Genomic DNA, 17,905 nt, shown 5'->3' on the forward strand with positions numbered 1-17,905 from the left:
TTAACATGTGTGGAGGGAACTATGAGCTTTTTTAAGAGATTGAAAGAGAGCATTTCGAGCAAGACCGAGAATGTAACGAAGCAGTTCCGCGACGGACTCGAAAAAACGCGGAAGGGATTCATCGAGAAGGTATCGGATCTTGTAACCCGGCGCAAAAAAATAGACGAGGAGTTCTATGAGGAGCTGGAGGAGATCCTGATCGGTGCCGATGTCGGCGTCAATACGGTGATGGATCTGATGGACGACCTCCGGGCGGAGGTCAAGAAGCGCCGGATCGAGGATGCGGCGGATTTGCAGCCGGTATTGTCCGAGAAGCTGATGGAGCTGCTTCGCGATGACAGCAGCAACGAGCTCCGCGAAAATCCGGACGGCATTACGGTGATCCTGTTTGTCGGCGTCAACGGCGTTGGCAAGACCACAACGATCGGCAAGCTGGCACACCGCTACAAGCAGCAAGGGAAAAAAGTGCTGCTGGCGGCAGGAGATACCTTCCGCGCAGGGGCGATCGAGCAGCTCGAGGTTTGGGGCGAGCGGGTTGGCGTTGAAGTCATCAAGCAGCAGGCGGGATCGGACCCGGCGGCCGTCATGTTTGACGCCGTACAAGCGGCCAAGCAGCGGCAAGCGGATGTCCTGCTCTGCGATACGGCTGGACGCCTCCAGAACAAAACGAATCTGATGGAAGAGCTTAACAAGATCTTCCGCGTGATCCAGCGGGAAATTCCGAGTGCGCCGCATGAAGTGCTGATGGTGCTGGATGCTACGACAGGCCAGAATGCGCTGAGTCAGGCGAAGCTGTTCGGCGAGAAGAGCGGCGTAACCGGACTTGTCCTCACAAAGCTCGATGGAACGGCAAAGGGCGGCATCGTTATCGCCATCCGCCAGGAGCTGAACCTGCCGGTGAAGCTCGTAGGCCTCGGGGAGAAGATGGAGGATCTGCAGACCTTCGATTCCGAGCAGTTCGTGCATGCGCTGTTCGCCGGGCTGATCAAAGAAGAAGAAGGCCCTGCGGACTCGAATTGATCTGTATTCGCTAATCCGTTATGGAATACATCGTGAAGCATAACAAAGAGGCGAGCCTCAAGGTCTGTGACCTAAGGGCCGCCTCTTTATTATTTGGCAAGGCATGCGGGCGCGCCATGCCTCCCCTCCTTTTACTGTCTAAGTTACAGGAACCCGATCAGGACGAAACGATGCGTACGAATTCGATCGACCGGAGCGGAATGATCGCCGTATCGGTCGGAGGACCATAAATGATCGGCGGCACCTTTAACGTCACGGTGCTGTCTTCGACCGCGGTTAACGTCCCGACGATGATATCGCCGGACACCGCCACCTCGGTTTCGGATCCGATAAAGCCTTGGAGCCAATCTACAAAACGCATAAGGGGTTCGCCTCCTTTTTCAAAATCATGAACAGTGAATCCAATCAGTCTCTCTCGAGCAAACGTTACTGCACGGACGTAATATTGGTAAAAGGAATCAGAACGAGATCGCCAGAAGCCTCCCGGAGCTGGACTCCGTCGTCGGCCGTCGCCAGAACGACGCCTTCCAGGGTAACGAAGGTCGTGCCTACACGTACCCTCTGGCCGATCCGGGCTCCGAAATATTCAATCAGCTCCGGAATGATGATCAACCCGGTTCGAACCTGGTCCTCCAGCGATTCTACCCGTTCGGTTAAGTGTTCGGTTTGCCGGCTGAGAAGCTCAACCTGGCGCGATAACGCCTTTACTTTGGCAGCAAGTCGTCTGCCGAACAGGAAACAGCACATGGGTCATTCTCCTTTCTGTTATCGTTTGAATTGTTCAATGTCAGACTTTAGCTCGAGCAGGGAAGCCAGGCTTCGTTGCTCGGTGTCCCGGATGAGCGGCAGTGCGCAGTCCAGGTGGCCGGGCCCGTATTTCAAAAAACGCTCGGCGCGTTCAACCAATTCATCCAGCGGCTGCCGGTAATCGACCACGTACTGCCCAAGCCCGAAAGAGCACAGAAGACTGTGCACTTTGCCCATCGTGCTGAAGGCCAGGACAGGCTTACCTCCCCGAAGGGCCGCAAGGGACGGGTGAAGCTTGAAGGAGATCAAATAATCGACGGATTGAATGAAGCTGTACGTCAGCTCGATATCCATCAGAAAAGGAAGCGTTTCGATCGACGCGTGCGGCGACAGCTCCTTCACCTTCTGCTGCAGCTGCAAGCATGTGCTGTAGTCGGAATAGGCATTGCCCGGATGATGGATGACCGGTATGAGAGCCAAGTGGTACCCCTTTTGGTTCAAATGCGCAAGCAGCTTCGTCATATTGTCCATCGGGAAGGAAGAATACGAGAATACGACCACGCCGATCGTCGGACGTCTCGAGAAACGCTTTACGGGAATGGCCGGCTGCCGGTATCCGAACACGATATCCGGAGCGACCTCGGCATTTCGGTGAAACCTAGCCCGCTGCGCGATCGCTTGGGACCTCTCATCCCGGAACACCGCACGCTGGGCCGCCGAGATCATATCCCGGTAAGCGGAGACCTGATCCTCCGGCCAGGTGTGCTCGGGGTAAGCGTCCACAATGCCAACGCCATAGACCCAGACAGGCCTTCCCTTGAGCTGTTCAGGGAAATAATAGTTGTTGAAGGAGTAAGGCGTGATCAGATCGCCTCCACCGATGATGAACGCATCGGTCTGATTCGGGTCCAGCCGGGAATTCCAAGGGTAGACGTGGTGATTGTCAAAAACCTGGCGGAGGGTATGAAGGAACAGATCGTCCCCGAAATTTCCCATTCCGTAATATCCGGAAGCGGCAATTTGCATAACGTTTCACCTCCTTTATAGTCAAGCCGAACCGCATCGACGTTAACGGGATTTACGCCAGGCCGGGAACAGGTCCCGGCTGCGCTGGCTGATGCTGCTCCCGTAAATTACGCGGTGATACAACACAGCCGGAACCTGAACGAGAAGGTGATGGTCAAGCAAGCGGGAGGTTAGTTCGATATCTTCAAATATTCGTCCGAAGCGATCCTCCCGGTCCCACCACCCTCCGATCGCCTTCAGCGATGCTGCTCGGTACATCCGAGGAACGAGGGGATGGGCCAGCGCGGAATGTTGCGAGGAAAGGGCCTGCTCCGGCGGGTTCACGCTGCTCATGGTGCCTTTCCAGACCGGTCCCAATTGTCTCGTACGGATCCACCACGCATAGGAGGCTGTCGCCATGCCGGCTTCCGGCGCCTGGTCAAGAGCTTCGGACAGCAGCCGCACCGTATCTGGAGCAAGCCAGTCATCGCCGTCCAGCTCCAGTATATAGCGGCCCCTGGCTTCCTCAAGCAGCCGGTTCATCATGACCGCCTTGCCGCGATTGCGCGAATGCAGAAGGATCTTAATGCGGGGGTCGGAATAAAAGCATGCTTCTTCAAGGGTGTCGTCATCCGAGGCGTCATCGCCGATGATCAGCTCCCAATCCTCGCTGGACTGCGCCAGCACCGAGCGGATGCTCCAGCCCATGGTGTCTCGCATATTGTGAACGCTCATGAGAATGGAAACAGCAGGCTTCACTCGGGTAACAGAACACGCTGCTTGTTGTGAAGGAACATGCAAATGGGGCGGATGCTGCTGTGCAGCGGCAAGGAGAGGGGCAATATATTCGCGATCATGAAGCTGAGAAATCGGGATTCGGCTGGTGAGATTTCGGCTTCCGGAGCCTTCGATGCTTAAGCCTCCCGAAAAAGACGTTTCCGTCCGGAAAATTTGGCTCTCGTCATCCGGCATCAGATCATCCTGAAGAAAGCGTGCTGCCGGAAGGCGGCTGTTCCATTCCGACAGGCGGTTTCGGAGCCATTCCCTCCGCCATAAGCAGGGGATCCCGTCCACACATATACAGACGGCTTCCTGCGGTATATCGGAAGCCCAGTCGTAGGATCGGAGCCATTGCCTATGGGCAGGAAGGCTCATGCTGCTTGATACTACCCACTCGCTGCCGGACCGGCGCACTTCTTCGAGAATCCGGTCGCGATAGGCGGCAATCTCGTCCCGGGTGAAGCCGAAGGGCCGGGAATGAAGAATGTCAAGCGTCTTCATCTCCCGCCGAGCCCTCTGAGACGAATCGTTTCCGCAATGACCTGATCCGCCGCCTTACCGCGCTCGATCCAGCGGTTGCTGCGTGCATAGGCGATTCTGGCCTGCTTGCTCTCCTCCGAATCCGGGTGCTGTAGAATATCGCCAAGTTTCGAGATGAAATCGTCATGGGTGGTCGCGGTTCTCACATGCGGTTCCATGGCGATGCACTCCGGCAGGGCGGTCGATAATACGCGGACGCCTGCTGCCATATACTCGTAGGCTTTTACCGGATTGGTGGCAAGCGTAATCGGATGATATTGAAACGGGATTAAGGCAACATCGATATGGCGAAGATAGCGCTTGAGCTCATAGTGGGGCTTTTCACCGAGAATATGCACATTGGGAAGGTGCGAGTAATCTCCCGAGCTGCCGTAAGGAGCGCCGATCGAAACGAAATGGACATGGGGATATGCGGCAGCCGCCTTAGCAAACAGCTCATGATCGACCCAATAAGCCCAGGCGCCGATATAAGCGGCAACGGGACCTTCCGGCAGGTCGGCGGGACGCTCCGTTGCCGGGATATGGAAGAATGAAGGATCCGCTCCGTTTGGAATCAAGGTCAGTGGTTTTTCCGGATACGCAAGCGAAAGACGGGTGTGGATCACATCGGCCGTGCACACAACATGGTCTGCCGATTCGATCATCTTCGGCTCGTATTTCGCCCAGTGCGGAAATTCATCACAGCAGTCATAGATCGTAATGTCCGGCTTGAACAGCGTCTCGATGCGTGTGCGGAGCTTGGACCAGGTCGTCCAGACGACAACCGGGTGCTCCTTGCGAAGAGCAGGAAGCTTCTTGTACAAGAACGCCTTCGTATCCGTAAATAGATAGACATTCTCTTCAATCTCTGTAAACTCTGAATCCAGCGGTGCCAGGTTTTCGAAGAAAACCTGATGACCTAGTGCGCCTAATTGAGTCATAAGCTGCTGCGGTCTTTGCTTCATATAAGACCAGTTCATCGTTCTCGGGTAAATGATGACAGCCAAGAGGTTTTCCTCCTTTCTTTGGTTCTAGGGTTACTATATGCATTGATAGCTTTTAAGATTGGACGATTGAACAAGAGAAGCGAAATTGGTTGATTATGATGCTAGGGGCGGCACCAGAATCGGAACGATTCTACCAATTTTTCATATAATGCTCGGGATGATGATATCCATTGCGAGTGAGGAGTGAGATTTGTGGATAAAAAGGTGCTTGTCGTTTTCGGTACGCGACCGGAAGCGATCAAAATGGCTCCCTTGGTCAAGGAGTTAGAGCAGACTCCGGGCTTTATGCCGGTTGTCTGTGTCACCGGGCAGCATCGGGAGATGCTCGATCAGGTGCTTCAATTTTTCGATATTCATGCTGACATGGATTTGAATATGATGAAGGAAGGGCAAAGCCTGTACAGCCTAAGTGCGGATCTGCTCCGGGGGATGGAAGAGGTCTTTCAAAAGAACAAATATGATATGGTCCTCGTCCATGGGGATACGACAACGGCTTTTATTGGAGCGTTGGCGGCCTATTATGCAAAGGTGCCGATCGGCCATGTGGAGGCGGGCCTTAGAACCTATGACAAGTACGCGCCTTTTCCCGAGGAAATGAACCGGGAGTGGATCGGCCGGGTTGCGGACATGCATTTTGCCCCGACAAGGCTGGCGGCTGAGCATCTGATGAAGGAGAATCGGACCCGGCATATCTATGTAACGGGAAACACGGGGATCGATGCGATGAAATGGACGTTGAGCGCGCCGTTTACGCATCCGCTGCAGCACAAGCTCAGAAAGGATACGCGCTGGATTCTGATGACCATGCATCGCAGAGAGAATTGGGGCGAGCCGATGAGCCATGTGTTTCAAGCGATCAAACAGCTGATCCGGGAAAATCCGGACATCGAGGTGATCTATCCGGTTCATCCGAACCCTGCGATTCAGAAGGCGGTATCGGATGGATTGGCGGGAGAGGATCGGGTACACCTGACTGCGCCGCTGGACGTCGTGGATCTGCATCATATCATGAAGCGCTCGTACATGGTGTTGACGGATTCCGGAGGCATTCAGGAGGAAGCCCCTTCTCTAGGCAAACCGGTCCTTGTTCTGCGCGACAAGACGGAGAGGCCGGAAGGCGTAATTGCGGGAACCTTGAAATGTGTCGGGACAGATACGCGAGCCGTTGTAAAGGGAATCAAGGAACTGTTATTCGATCCGAGGGCATATGCGGCCATGGCCAAGGCGGCCAATCCGTTCGGGGACGGCACCGCCTCCGCGCAGATCGTAAGCGCAATCCGCAACTATTTTGACGCATCCGGTGAGTAGGTTCTAAGCAGCTCGCTGGATTTTGCCTCCCGCAGGGGTTTATAATAGAGGCTAAGATCTAAAGCGAAAGGATTTTTTAGCTATGGCAAATACGCACGTTTATCCGCGCAGGGAGGAAATCGCTAATGCCATTACCCATGGCATAGGGGCGGCGCTCAGCGTGGCCGCGCTGGTGCTCCTGATCGTGTTTTCCAGTCTGAAAGGCACGGCTTGGCATGTGGTGAGCTTCACGATTTACGGTACGACGATGCTGCTGCTGTATTTGAATTCCACGCTCGTGCACAGCCTCAAGGAGGGGAAGGCAAAGGATTTTTTCGAGTTTATGGATCATTCCTCCATCTACTTGTTCATTGCCGGAACCTATACGCCGTTTCTGCTTGTCGCCGTCCGCGGCACGCTTGGCTGGAGCCTGTTCGGCGTGGTATGGGGAATCGCGATCGCAGGCTGCATATTTAAAGCGTTCTTTGTGAAAAAGTTTCTGTTTCTGTCGACCATCTTTTACATTGCAATGGGCTGGCTGATCGTTATTGCCTGGAATCCGCTGACCGCCGTGGTTGCGCCCCAAGGCATAAACCTGCTTGTTATTGGCGGCCTTCTGTACACGCTGGGCACGATTTTCTATGTATGGCGCGGCTTCCCGTATCACCATGCCATCTGGCATTTGTTCGTGCTGGCCGGTTCGGTGCTTCATTTCTTTGCAATTTTGATATACCTTCTTCCGATCGGATGAAGGGCCGCATAAACCGTTGATCACCAAATTGAAGGATGACAAGGGAAATATCTTGACATCCTTCTTTGTTTTATGTATGATAAGTTTCGTTAAGTGAACTGTAAAGTGTTTTTCCTTGACGAGGGGGTGCCCTGCATGAGTCAGGAGAATCGGCTCGAGAAGACGAATCGGATCAATCTGTTGTTCGATTTCTATGAGCAGCTGCTGACAGAGAAGCAGCGGACCTTTCTGAAATATTACTTCCTGGATGATTTTTCCCTGGGGGAAATCGCAGGAGAATTTGAAATCAGCCGTCAGGCCGTTTACGAGCATATTAAACGCGCGGAGCAGGTGCTGGAGTCCTATGAGGAGAAGCTTGGGCTTCTGAAGAAGCACGACGCGCGGATCCGTGAGCTGGATAAGCTTCAGGAACGGCTCGCGGTCAGCGGATTGAATGATGAAGAGAAACACGTGATGACCGATATGGTTGAACGATTGAAGATATGGGATTAAGTACGAACGGAGGTGGCGGATATGGCGTTTGAAGGATTGACCAGCAGACTGCAGAACGTATTCAGCAAGCTTCGCGGCAAGGGCAAGGTATCCGAGGAAGATGTAACAGCCGCCATGCGTGAGGTTCGGCTCGCGCTATTGGAAGCCGATGTTAACTTCAAAGTGGTTAAGGATTTTGTGGCCAAGGTGAAGGAGAAGGCCATCGGGAAAGAAGTGATGGACAGCTTCACGCCCGGCATGGTCATCATCGATATCGTTAATAAGGAATTGACCGAGCTGATGGGCGGAACCCAGTCGAAGCTGGCCAAGAGCAGCAAGCCGCCTACGGTAATCATGATGGCGGGTCTGCAAGGTGCAGGTAAGACGACGACCTCGGGCAAGCTGGCGAAGCTGCTGCAGAAGCAGAACAGCCGCCCGCTGCTCGTCGCAGGCGATATTTACCGCCCGGCTGCGATCAAGCAGCTCCAGGTGCTTGGCGAACAGATTAAAGTGCCGGTGTTTTCGCTCGGAGACAAGACAAGCCCGGTGGAGATTGCGAAGCAGGGCTTGCAGCATGCCAAGGACAACGGCCATGATTATGTCATCATCGATACTGCCGGACGCCTTCATGTCGATGAAGAGCTGATGGAGGAGCTGAAGCAAATCCACAGCGCGGTGAACCCGGATGAGGTTCTGCTCGTGGTGGATGCCATGACGGGTCAGGATGCGGTGAATGTGGCTGAGAGCTTCAATCAGCAGCTTACTCTGACCGGCGTCGTGCTGACCAAGCTCGACGGCGATACCCGCGGCGGCGCGGCCTTGTCGGTCAAGGCCGTCACCGGATGTCCGATCAAATTCGCCGCACTCGGCGAGAAGATCGATGCGCTTGAGCCTTTCCATCCGGAACGGATGGCTTCCCGGATTCTCGGCATGGGCGATATGCTTTCCTTGATCGAGAAGGCGCAGTCGAACATCGACGCCGAGAAAGCGAAGGAAATGGAACGTAAAATGCGCAACGCGGAGTTTACGTTCGAGGATTTCTTGGAGCAGATGGAGCAGGTGAAGAAGCTTGGCCCGCTTGATCAGCTGATGGATATGATCCCCGGCATGGGCAAGATGAAGCAGGCAAAGGATCTGAAGGTGGATGAGAAGCAGATGGGGCGCATCGAGGCGATCGTGCATTCGATGACGACCGAAGAGAAGCAGCAGCCTGACATCATCAACCATAACCGCCGGAAGCGGATTGCCGCTGGCAGCGGAACATCGCTCGCCGAGGTGAACCGTCTCATCAAGCAATTCGACGAGATGCGGCGCGTCATGAAGCAGTTTTCGGATATGATGGGCCCTAAGGGCGGCAAGAACAAGGCACTGAAACAGCTTAAAGGATTAACCGGCAAAGGAATGAAGTTTCCTTTCCGTTAAGAAGGATAGATGCAAGGACATCTGTTGAAGGAGGTGAATGTTGAAATGGCAGTACGTATTCGTCTGAAACGCATGGGTGCTCACAAGGCTCCTTTCTACCGCGTGGTGGTTTCTGATTCCCGTTCCCCGCGTGATGGTCGTTTTATCGAGGAAATCGGTTATTACAATCCGGTTGCACAACCGGTTGAAGTTAAGATCGATGAGGAAAAAGCTCTTCAGTGGCTTCAAAACGGTGCGCAAGCATCCGATACCGTTCGCAACTTGCTGAGCAAAGCGGGCGTTATGAAGAAGTTCCATGAGCTGAAGCATCAGAAATAAGACTGATCGCGAGGGTTATCTATGGAAGAATTAGTTCGCGTTATTGCTAAGGCTTTAGTGGATCATCCAGAAGATGTGACTGTAAAGACAGTTGAGAAGGAGCATCTGATTGTATATGAGCTGCACGTGCATCCTGACGATGTCGGGAAGGTCATAGGCAAGCAGGGGCGTATTGCCAAATCACTGCGTACAGTCGTAACATCAGCGGCAGTCAAAATGGATAAACGGGTGACCGTTGATATCATTTCTTAAAATATACGAAAGGGGGTTAGGATGCATGTCCTAGCCCTTTTTCGTACATGCTGAAGAAACCGGGGTTACCCTCATGTCAGCGATCATTCATTATGTGTGCAGGAGGAACACCATGTCAGAGAAGTTACTTACGGTAGGTAAAATCGTAAACACGCACGGCATTCGCGGAGAAGTCAAAGTGATGCCGTATTCGGATTTTGCAGACCAGCGATTTGCGAGCAAAAGTCAGCTGCACATCGTTCCGGAGCAGGGAAGCCCGATTGAGGTGACGGTGGACACGTCCCGCTTTCATAAGAATATGTATATTGTGAAATTCAAGGAGCTTCACGGCATTAACGAGGTCGAGAAATTCAAGGGAGCTCTCTTGAAAATTACGGCCGATCTTCAAGAGGAGCTTCCGGAGAACGAGTATTACTTCCATGAAATCATCGGATGCCGTGTCGTCACGGATGAGGAGCCGCCCGAGGAACTCGGCGTCATCTCCGAGATCTTGACCCCGGGTGCTAATGATGTCTGGGTCGTAAAGACACCGAAGGGCAAACAGATTTTGCTTCCGGCAATCCCTGATGTCGTGCTAGATGTGGATAAAGAAGCCAAGCTGGTACGTGTTCATCTGATGGAAGGGCTGTTATAAACAATGAAGATCGATGTGTTGACACTGTTCCCGGAGATGTTCGATGGCGTTTTTCATTCGAGTATTCTGGGCAAGGCTGCCGAGAAGGAGATTGTGAAGCTGAACGCCATCAACTTCCGTCCTTATGCGGGCAATAAGCACGGTACAGTGGATGATACTCCGTACGGCGGGGGAGGCGGTATGGTGTTGAAGCCGGACCCGATCTTCGCAGCGGTGGAGGATATCTTGTCAAGGACAGAGCTTCCGGAGGGACAGGACTCGCCCCAAGCGAATGCTGATGCTTTCATGGAACCCGGAGAGCAGAAGCGGCCGCGGATTATTCTGATGTGCCCGCAAGGGGAGACCTTTACCCAGAGCAAAGCGGAGGAGCTGTCGCAGGAGGAGCATCTCATCTTTATCTGCGGTCATTATGAGGGCTATGACGAGCGAATTCGGGAACATCTCGTGACCGATGAGCTGTCCATCGGGGATTATGTTCTCACCGGCGGGGAGCTGCCGGCCATGGTGATTATCGATTCCGTCGTCAGACTTCTGCCTGGTGTGCTGGGCAATGAGACATCGGCCGTAACGGACTCGTTCAGCACCGGACTGCTTGAATATCCGCATTATACCAGACCGGCTGAATTCCGCGGCTGGAAGGTCCCGGATATTCTGCTCAGCGGGCATCATGCCAATATCGACCAATGGCGGCGTGAGCAGGCGCTTCTGCGCACATGGCAGCGGCGTCCCGAATTGCTGGAGCGGCTTGAGCTGTCCAAGAAGGATCAAGCCTTTCTGGACAAGCTGCGCAGCAAAGCGGAAGCACCAACCGAATCATAGCATTGAGAAAGAGGCCTGGAGTAAAAGGGCCTTTTTTTCGTTTTTCTCATAATACAAAGGCCGTGCTTTACATACAGTAATGATAGTCTGACTTGTTGAGAGGGTCATGAAATCGTACGGTGTCCATGGCACGGCTGCTTCAGTTGCCGGCATATTCTATAAGGATGAGTACTGTGCTTTAAGTAGTTTTATGGGGAGCGACAACGGAGCGTAGGGGTGAGAAGGACTTATGCGGGGGAGAAGAAACGGCGGGCGGCTGAGAGCAGGAATCCAGGAGGTTGGAACAGGCACAATTCGAGTAAGGAAGGCGCAATTGACCCAGTATATTACGTTGACGGAGCAGATAGCAGGATTGCTCAACGCCTTCGCGCAGCAGCCGGAATACGAGGATTTTACCAGAATCAAGACGACGCTGCAAAGCTTGAATGAGCTTGTCTCCGGGATGGGATTTACGTCTAAGGAGCGACGGGTTTTCCGGCAGAGTGTGCAGCAGGTAGCTACGATTCCCAATACGAATAACTTGCCGCATATATGGACGAGAATCGATGCCGTGCTTGCTCTGATTCGGTCTTACGGGGAGCGCATCGGTGTTGGAGAGGTGATTATCCAGGCTTTAACCGGTTTACAGGATGTTGCTCCGGGAGAGGGAATGTCCGGCACCGATCAAGCAGAGCCAGTGAATCTGACGAACCCGTCCCGGCTTGATCGTACAGCAGCTGATAAAGAGGCTGAACAGGGGACGAGAATGCGTCTTAGCGCCGTCGTGCAAGAGATGGACGAACAGCCGGGCCGCTTCGACGACGACTCCTCTCAGCAGCCTGCACTGCCCAAGCAGTCTACGGAAGAGATGTATACGCTTCAGCAGCCTAATGAGTCGGAAACGGTATCGGAGCGTTTAGATCAACAGCTGATGAGCGGCGCACACGCGCATGCGGGGGAAATCGCTGAGCAGGATAAGCAAGCCAATGCTCCGGAAACGGCACCGCACGCTTTACTGCCTGCCGCAAGGACAAGTTCAGAGGCTGCTCGGAAGGATACCGTCCAGGAGCACCCAGAAGGCTTGCAGAGAAGGCATGAGAAGGAGCCAGGTATCGCTGATGGCCAGGGGCGCACAGCTGCAATAGGGATGTCGGGGCCGACCGTTCCTGAGGGGAAGACATTACCGGTAGCTCCAACAGAACCGGAGGAGGGATCGGGGGAAGAGGAAGCGAGAACAACAGAGACCGTCTCGCCTGCGCCTCAGCAGGGACCTGGCAGCGCCTCCGGAGGAGCAGTGAATCGTCCAGTCGCGGTTACCGGTTCAGCAGGCTTAAACAGGCCTGCAGGGGCCTCTGAATCGATTGAGGATGCCGAGTCTACAAGAGCATCCAGCTCAAGGGGACCGCATGGCCAGAAAAGCGAAACGGATCAAGCAAATCCTGCCCGTATCGAAGCGACCGGACCGGCAGGATCGGGCGTATCCGATCCGGTGGTCGGAGGCACCGTGCTGTATACCGGTGATGGCGGAAGCCAGCATGTCATGCCCCATTCGCCTGTCGCTTTTACCGCCAGTACACTGCAAGGGGTGTCTTTTAACGGCACCGATTCGTTAACGATTAGGTCAGCGGGCTTTTACTACTTGGAATGGAGGATATCACTCCCGCCCGGCCAAACAGCGCCTAGCTCGTTCGGGATTGTAATCGATGGTAATAAGAGCGGCACGGCAGGCCTTTCTTCGAATTCGGGCAAAGCCTTAGTGTCAGGATCCGCCGTCTTGAATTGTAGTGTTGGCAATACCCTTGCCCTTTATAATCGATCGGAGGCAGCAGTAACGGTAAAAGCCTCCCAACTATCGATATCCAAAATCAGAAATTAGTTTGTTGGTGCATCGTTCTATCTGTTGGGTAATAAGTATTTGTGATCAACGAGAAGTACTAGGAGGTATACGGAAATGACGGAACGTACCAATCATTACGAATCCAGCAGCGAAAAAAACGAAAATGCCGATGTCCAATTCCGCACGGTGGACGACATCCTCGAATATTACAGCAAGCGCCATAAAGGCATCCAGGATACAAAAGAATCCGTAAACTAATGAATCCCAAAGCCACTTTCGGTGTTAGCCGGCGGTGGTTTTTTAATTCGGCGATGCCAGGATATGGATGACCGAGGAGGCTGATTAACAATTTCACTTGATTCAGCCCATAAAATATGTTAATATTTCTTTTGTTGTGAGTACGGTGGTCCGCTGCGGATAATGAAGGAAACAATACATGATTTCCGGAAGATGCAAGAACGCCTGTGTGAGAGGAGGGAGTCCTAGATGAATATCGTACAAGCGATTACTCAAGAACAACTGCGCAAGGATATTCCGAGCTTTCGTCCTGGTGACACTTTGAAAGTGCACGTTAAGGTTATCGAGGGATCTCGTGAGCGTATCCAGCTGTTCGAAGGTGTAGTAATTAAACGTCGCGGTGGCGGAATCAGTGAGACTTTTACAGTTCGTAAAATTTCTTACGGTGTTGGTGTGGAAAGAACTTTCCCAATCAACTCGCCAAAAATCGAGAAAATCGAAGTGGCTCGCCGTGGTAAAGTGCGTCGTGCGAAGCTTTATTATCTTCGTGAACTGCGCGGTAAAGCAGCGAGAATTAAAGAAATTCGTCGTTAATTACAAGGCGGTAAAGGGGGCTTGTGCGTATATACAAGCCCCTTTTGTATATCCAAAATTTGCGATAGAACGAAGTAATCGTTAGAGAAGGACGGTGGATTATGCAGAAAAATCATGAGGGAGCAATGGATCCTGGTGTGGAGAAACCAGCCAAGAAGGCAAAGAATGAGTTATTGGAATGGCTGAAGGCACTTCTCATCGCGCTGGTACTCGTTGTTCTGATTCGCTGGCTTCTCTTCAAACCGTTTATCGTACAAGGTCCATCTATGGAGCCTAACTTTGTATCCAATCAAAAGCTGATCGTAAATGAGATCCTGTACGATTTCCGCAAGCCGGAGCGGGGGGAAGTCATTGTGTTCCATGTACCGGACGAAGGCAGGGATTTCATTAAGCGTGTCATCGCCGTTGCAGGAGACACTGTAAAAGTGGAAGGCGATAAGGTGTTTGTCAATGGAGAGCAAATCAATGAAACCTACATACAGGAAGCAATTGATCAGGCCCATGCTGAAGGCAGATTATACAACAATACGGATTTCCCGAATTCCTTCGTAACGGAAGGGGTCGTGCCTGAAGGGCATGTATTTGTGATGGGAGACAACCGGTCGAACAGCACCGACAGCCGGATGATTGGATATGTCCCTTTGGGGGATATTATTGGTCGGGCCGATTTGGTTTTTTGGCCGCTGAAAGATATTGGGATCGTCAATCATTAACGGTTTCGATCTAGTTTACAGTACAAGTTGTTTTCAGAGTATAGTGAGGTGACGACGTTTGACAATACAATGGTTCCCCGGACATATGACCAAAGCGCGCCGCCAAATTCAGGAGAAGCTGAAGCTCATCGATGCGGTCATCGAGCTGATCGATGCCAGGCTTCCACTCTCCAGCCGAAACCCGATGGTTGATGAGATTCTGCAGGGCAAGCCGCGGCTGATGCTCATGAATAAAGCCGATTTGGCGGATCCCGAAGTTACGCGGCAGTGGATCGCTTATTTCAAAGAACAAGGACAGCCGGCCTTCCCGGTTGACGCTTCCACCGGAACGGGAGTCAAGGAGATTCCCGGCCAGATCAAGCTGCTGCTCAAGGAGAAGATCGACAAGCAGATCGCCAAGGGCATGAACCCGCGCGCGATGCGCGTCTTGATCGTGGGCATACCGAATGTGGGCAAATCTACCCTGATCAATCGGCTAGCCGGCCGGAACATTGCGGAGACGGGAGATCGGCCGGGAGTCACCAAGGGCCAGCAATGGATCAAGGTTACCGGCGGCGAGATGGAGCTGCTGGATACCCCGGGTATCCTGTGGCCGAAATTCGAGGATCAGAATGTAGGATACCGGTTGGCCGTGACCGGAGCGATCAAAGAGGAAATTTTGAACGTGGAGGATATTGCGTTCTTTGCAATCAAATATTTCTCCAAGTACTATTGGGACGCGATGAGCGAGCGCTTCGATCTGAAGGAGCGTCCGAGCGATTTCGAGAATCCGGATGAGATCGTGTCCGTCATGGAGGCCATCGGCCGGAAGCGGGGATGCATCGTGAGCGGAGGAAGGGTGGATCTGGAGAAGGCCTCCAGCATCTTCCTGCGCGAGCTGCGTGCAGGGAAGCTGGGCCGCTACTCCATGGAATCCCCATATTAAGCCGTTCATCATAACCGTTCGCATGCAAGAGCTGCGAGCCCGGTAAAGATCAAAAAAAACCGTCCTTCGGTGTTAGCCGACAGGTCGGTTTTTTTTGTCCTGAAGAATAGTGAAGAGCTGGCAATCCTTAGTCCCCTGTCGATTCGCGAAAGATCGGCTTGGTCTGGATATGGGTGACTTGGTAAGGCTGTGAAGGCTCTTTGATCCGGGATAACAGCATGTTTGCTGCCGTAATCCCCATTTCGTTGCTGTAAATGTGGACCGTCGTCAAATGAGGCTCAACGATGCGCGATTCGTTGGCGTTGTCAAATCCGGTGACGACGATGTCCTCCGGAATGTGAAGGTCTTTGTTTTTGAGCGCTTTCATGACATTCACCGCAATAAAATCATTGGCGCATACGAAGCCGGAAGGCAGATGCTTCATCTCACCCAGCCGCTTGTCCATCCAATCGGAATCGGAGAAAAATTCCCGGTCCGGGTTCAAGACGCACTGGTTAAGGTCCAAGGAAATGCCCTTCTCGTTCAATGCGCGCGTGAAGCCCGTCCAGCGCTCATGGAAGCTTTTGCAATGATGATAATCCCCGATAAATCCTAAAGTTCTGCACCCCTTATCGATCAGCTGCTTCGTTAAACGGTACGTGCTGTGCTCGTTCTCCATCAGCAGCAGGTCGGCCTCCAGATCAGGGTAGAACAGGTCTGCCGCGCAGTCGATGAAGATGGTCGGCAGGCCGAGGCTTGTAATCTTCTTGCTGTACTCCAAATCAAACAGCTCAATGCAGATCATCCCGTCCACCTTGGAGGCCTCGAAATTGTTGGGCAGCATGAGCGAGGCCCGATCGATGTCCCTGACGATATGAATGGATAAATTATAGCCTTCGGCGCTGATCCGCTTCTCCAATCCGCTGATGAGCCGTGAGCCAAAGTGGGAGTTGCTCGGCATATTCGCCGTGAGCAATGCGATATTGCCCGGAGGTTTTGTCATAAGATTGTCCGATTCCATGTACGCAAACTGCTTATATTTTAGCTCGATCGCTTTCTTAATGACCTTATTGCGGGTCTCGTCCGGGATGCTGGCGCTGCCGTTGAGCGCCTTGGACGCCGTGTTCCTAGAAATGCCGAGCGCATCGGCGATGTCCTGGATTGTGACTTTCTCTTTTGCCATGTACGGGAGTTCACCTCGAATTCAAATTCAAACCTAAAGTCCGCAGGGCGGCCGTTATGACTTGCGGCTTGATTACCTTATGTCCAATGTATAATAGATCAGACAAAATAGCAACTTAAACTTTACAAATGCACAATTATATTTACATTTACACACGCTGATAAAGTGATATAAAGCAGGGCAATCAGCCTGGATTTTTTATTATGTATCACTTAACAAGGGGTTTGGGGGGGCGTTCCCTACCAAGCTTTAATTCATGATTTAACAGACATTTCAGTGTATAAGCTAAACATATTGAACATTTATTTATTATCAAATGCACAAAAATAAATTTACAAAAGTTATTGACTCGTTGGGCATCCTTTGTTAAATTGTAAAAGCAATGAACAACCGCAGTGGGAAAATGAAAACCCTTACTGTAAACTTTTTTGAGTGAAACGGAGGTAGAAGGTTTGGAAAGCTCGGCAGAAATCGATCAACAGTCTATGGTGCGCAGAGAGAGGCGATCCGCGGGGAAGGGGCTCGAATTCCTGAAAAAAAACTACTTTCTGTACATCCTGCTTGCTCCGGCGCTTATACTGACCCTTATTTTCAAATATGTGCCGATGTACGGCGCGATCATTGCCTTCAAGGACTTCAGCCCGATCAAAGGGATTTTGGGGAGCGAATGGGTGGGGCTGAAGCATTTCGAGAAGTTTCTATCTTCGCCTAATTTCGATGTCATTTTTATGAATACGCTTAAACTAAGCTTTTTCGGCCTCATCTTCAGCTTCCCGGTGCCTATCATTTTGGCGCTGATGCTGAATCAGATCCGCAGAGCATCCGTGAAGAAAAATATTCAGCTCTTCCTGTACGCCCCCAATTTTATTTCGGTTGTCGTCATTGTCGGGATGCTCTTCATCTTCTTGTCGCCGACCGGTCCGATTAACCAGTTCGTGATCTGGATCACGGGCGAGCCTCTCATGTTCATGTCGAAGCCGGAGTATTTCCGATGGATTTATATATTATCGGATATTTGGCAGGGAGCCGGATGGGCATCGATCATTTATGTGGCGGCACTCGCGAACGTCGATCCGGAGCTGCATAACGCTGCTAGCCTGGACGGCGCCAATCTGCTCCAACGAATCCGCAACATCGATCTTCCGACGATCCGGCCGATCATGGCCATCGTATTCATTCTCGCGGCCGGCGGCATCATGTCGATCGGGTTTGAAAAGGCCTACTTGATGCAAACCTCGATGAACCTTCCGGCTTCCGAGATTATCGCAACCTATGTGTACAAGGTCGGCTTGCAATCGGGTGACTATGCCTATTCCGCCGCGGTGGGACTCTTTAACTCGGTCATTAACGTCATCCTGCTGATCTCGGTAAACTTCATCGTCAAGAAACTAAATGAGGGAGAAGGCCTCTACTAGGAAGGAGTTAA

Annotated in this window: 21 protein-coding genes; 15 read left to right on the forward strand and 6 right to left on the reverse strand. The window is 52.4% G+C overall.

Going from position 1 to position 17,905, the window contains the following annotated elements:
• Positions 1-21: 21 nt before the first annotated feature.
• Complete coding sequence (gene ftsY, locus MKX76_RS03080; protein ID WP_007132112.1) at positions 22-1,020, forward strand: signal recognition particle-docking protein FtsY; 999 nt, start codon at positions 22-24, stop codon at positions 1,018-1,020.
• Positions 1,021-1,177: 157 nt separating this feature from the next.
• Here ftsY and MKX76_RS03085 read toward each other — a convergent pair whose 3' ends face one another.
• The 5 genes from MKX76_RS03085 to MKX76_RS03105 all read right to left on the reverse strand — a co-directional run bounded on the left by MKX76_RS03085 (position 1,178) and on the right by MKX76_RS03105 (position 5,078).
• Complete coding sequence (locus tag MKX76_RS03085; protein ID WP_007132110.1) at positions 1,178-1,381, reverse strand: hypothetical protein; 204 nt, start codon at positions 1,379-1,381, stop codon at positions 1,178-1,180.
• A gap of 65 nt (positions 1,382-1,446) precedes the next feature.
• Complete coding sequence (locus MKX76_RS03090; RefSeq protein ID WP_007132109.1) at positions 1,447-1,767, reverse strand: hypothetical protein; 321 nt, start codon at positions 1,765-1,767, stop codon at positions 1,447-1,449.
• A gap of 18 nt (positions 1,768-1,785) precedes the next feature.
• On the reverse strand, positions 1,786-2,793 hold the full coding sequence (locus MKX76_RS03095) for a polysaccharide pyruvyl transferase family protein (protein ID WP_007132108.1): 1,008 nt from the start codon (positions 2,791-2,793) through the stop codon (positions 1,786-1,788).
• A gap of 42 nt (positions 2,794-2,835) precedes the next feature.
• Complete coding sequence (locus MKX76_RS03100; RefSeq protein ID WP_007132107.1) at positions 2,836-4,053, reverse strand: glycosyltransferase family 2 protein; 1,218 nt, start codon at positions 4,051-4,053, stop codon at positions 2,836-2,838.
• Entirely contained in the window at positions 4,050-5,078 is a 1,029-nt protein-coding gene (locus MKX76_RS03105) for a glycosyltransferase (protein ID WP_007132106.1), read from the reverse strand. The genes MKX76_RS03100 and MKX76_RS03105 overlap by 4 nt, the downstream gene beginning before the upstream one ends.
• A 192-nt stretch (positions 5,079-5,270) precedes the next feature.
• On the opposite strand from MKX76_RS03105, the gene wecB reads away from it, so the two are divergent.
• The 13 genes from wecB to ylqF all read left to right on the forward strand — a co-directional run bounded on the left by wecB (position 5,271) and on the right by ylqF (position 15,317).
• The gene (wecB, locus tag MKX76_RS03110) at positions 5,271-6,386 is read left to right on the forward strand and encodes a non-hydrolyzing UDP-N-acetylglucosamine 2-epimerase (RefSeq protein ID WP_007132105.1); all 1,116 of its coding nucleotides are present in this window, start codon (positions 5,271-5,273) and stop codon (positions 6,384-6,386) included.
• A gap of 82 nt (positions 6,387-6,468) precedes the next feature.
• Complete coding sequence (gene trhA, locus MKX76_RS03115; protein WP_007132104.1) at positions 6,469-7,116, forward strand: PAQR family membrane homeostasis protein TrhA; 648 nt, start codon at positions 6,469-6,471, stop codon at positions 7,114-7,116.
• A 135-nt stretch (positions 7,117-7,251) separates the two neighbouring features.
• On the forward strand, positions 7,252-7,608 hold the full coding sequence (locus MKX76_RS03120) for a putative DNA-binding protein (protein WP_007132103.1): 357 nt from the start codon (positions 7,252-7,254) through the stop codon (positions 7,606-7,608).
• Between the two features lie 21 nt (positions 7,609-7,629).
• Positions 7,630-9,009 carry a signal recognition particle protein gene (gene ffh / locus MKX76_RS03125; protein WP_007132102.1) on the forward strand — a complete coding sequence of 460 codons (1,380 nt, stop codon included), beginning with the start codon at positions 7,630-7,632 and terminating at the stop codon, positions 9,007-9,009.
• Positions 9,010-9,054: 45 nt separating this feature from the next.
• On the forward strand, positions 9,055-9,327 hold the full coding sequence (gene rpsP / locus MKX76_RS03130) for a 30S ribosomal protein S16 (RefSeq protein ID WP_007132101.1): 273 nt from the start codon (positions 9,055-9,057) through the stop codon (positions 9,325-9,327).
• A 21-nt stretch (positions 9,328-9,348) separates the two neighbouring features.
• Positions 9,349-9,579 carry a KH domain-containing protein gene (locus tag MKX76_RS03135; protein WP_007132100.1) on the forward strand — a complete coding sequence of 77 codons (231 nt, stop codon included), beginning with the start codon at positions 9,349-9,351 and terminating at the stop codon, positions 9,577-9,579.
• 112 nt (positions 9,580-9,691) lie between these two features.
• Entirely contained in the window at positions 9,692-10,213 is a 522-nt protein-coding gene (rimM, locus tag MKX76_RS03140; protein WP_007132099.1) for a ribosome maturation factor RimM, read from the forward strand.
• A 3-nt stretch (positions 10,214-10,216) separates the two neighbouring features.
• Positions 10,217-11,032: a tRNA (guanosine(37)-N1)-methyltransferase TrmD gene (gene trmD / locus MKX76_RS03145; protein WP_007132098.1), complete on the forward strand. Its 816-nt coding sequence runs from the start codon at positions 10,217-10,219 to the stop codon at positions 11,030-11,032.
• 229 nt (positions 11,033-11,261) lie between these two features.
• Positions 11,262-12,887 (forward strand): collagen-like repeat preface domain-containing protein, encoded by a 1,626-nt coding sequence (locus MKX76_RS03150; RefSeq protein ID WP_007132097.1) that lies wholly within the window; start codon positions 11,262-11,264, stop codon positions 12,885-12,887.
• A gap of 75 nt (positions 12,888-12,962) precedes the next feature.
• A complete protein-coding gene (locus tag MKX76_RS03155; protein WP_007132096.1) occupies positions 12,963-13,106 on the forward strand; it encodes a hypothetical protein in 144 nt (47 codons plus the stop codon).
• A 228-nt stretch (positions 13,107-13,334) separates the two neighbouring features.
• A complete protein-coding gene (gene rplS, locus MKX76_RS03160; protein ID WP_007132095.1) occupies positions 13,335-13,679 on the forward strand; it encodes a 50S ribosomal protein L19 in 345 nt (114 codons plus the stop codon).
• Between the two features lie 101 nt (positions 13,680-13,780).
• Positions 13,781-14,392 carry a signal peptidase I gene (gene lepB, locus MKX76_RS03165; RefSeq protein WP_007132094.1) on the forward strand — a complete coding sequence of 204 codons (612 nt, stop codon included), beginning with the start codon at positions 13,781-13,783 and terminating at the stop codon, positions 14,390-14,392.
• Positions 14,393-14,450: 58 nt separating this feature from the next.
• Positions 14,451-15,317 (forward strand): ribosome biogenesis GTPase YlqF, encoded by an 867-nt coding sequence (gene ylqF, locus MKX76_RS03170; protein ID WP_007132093.1) that lies wholly within the window; start codon positions 14,451-14,453, stop codon positions 15,315-15,317.
• Between the two features lie 127 nt (positions 15,318-15,444).
• Here ylqF and MKX76_RS03175 read toward each other — a convergent pair whose 3' ends face one another.
• The gene (locus MKX76_RS03175) at positions 15,445-16,479 is read right to left on the reverse strand and encodes a LacI family DNA-binding transcriptional regulator (protein WP_007132092.1); all 1,035 of its coding nucleotides are present in this window, start codon (positions 16,477-16,479) and stop codon (positions 15,445-15,447) included.
• A 485-nt stretch (positions 16,480-16,964) separates the two neighbouring features.
• On the opposite strand from MKX76_RS03175, the gene MKX76_RS03180 reads away from it, so the two are divergent.
• The gene (locus MKX76_RS03180) at positions 16,965-17,894 is read left to right on the forward strand and encodes an ABC transporter permease (protein WP_050954082.1); all 930 of its coding nucleotides are present in this window, start codon (positions 16,965-16,967) and stop codon (positions 17,892-17,894) included.
• Positions 17,895-17,905: the final 11 nt, after the last annotated feature.

Origin of the sequence: Paenibacillus sp. FSL R5-0810, from assembly GCF_038002285.1 — a bacterium.
GTDB classification, from domain to species: Bacteria; Bacillota; Bacilli; order Paenibacillales; family Paenibacillaceae; genus Paenibacillus_AQ; species Paenibacillus_AQ lactis.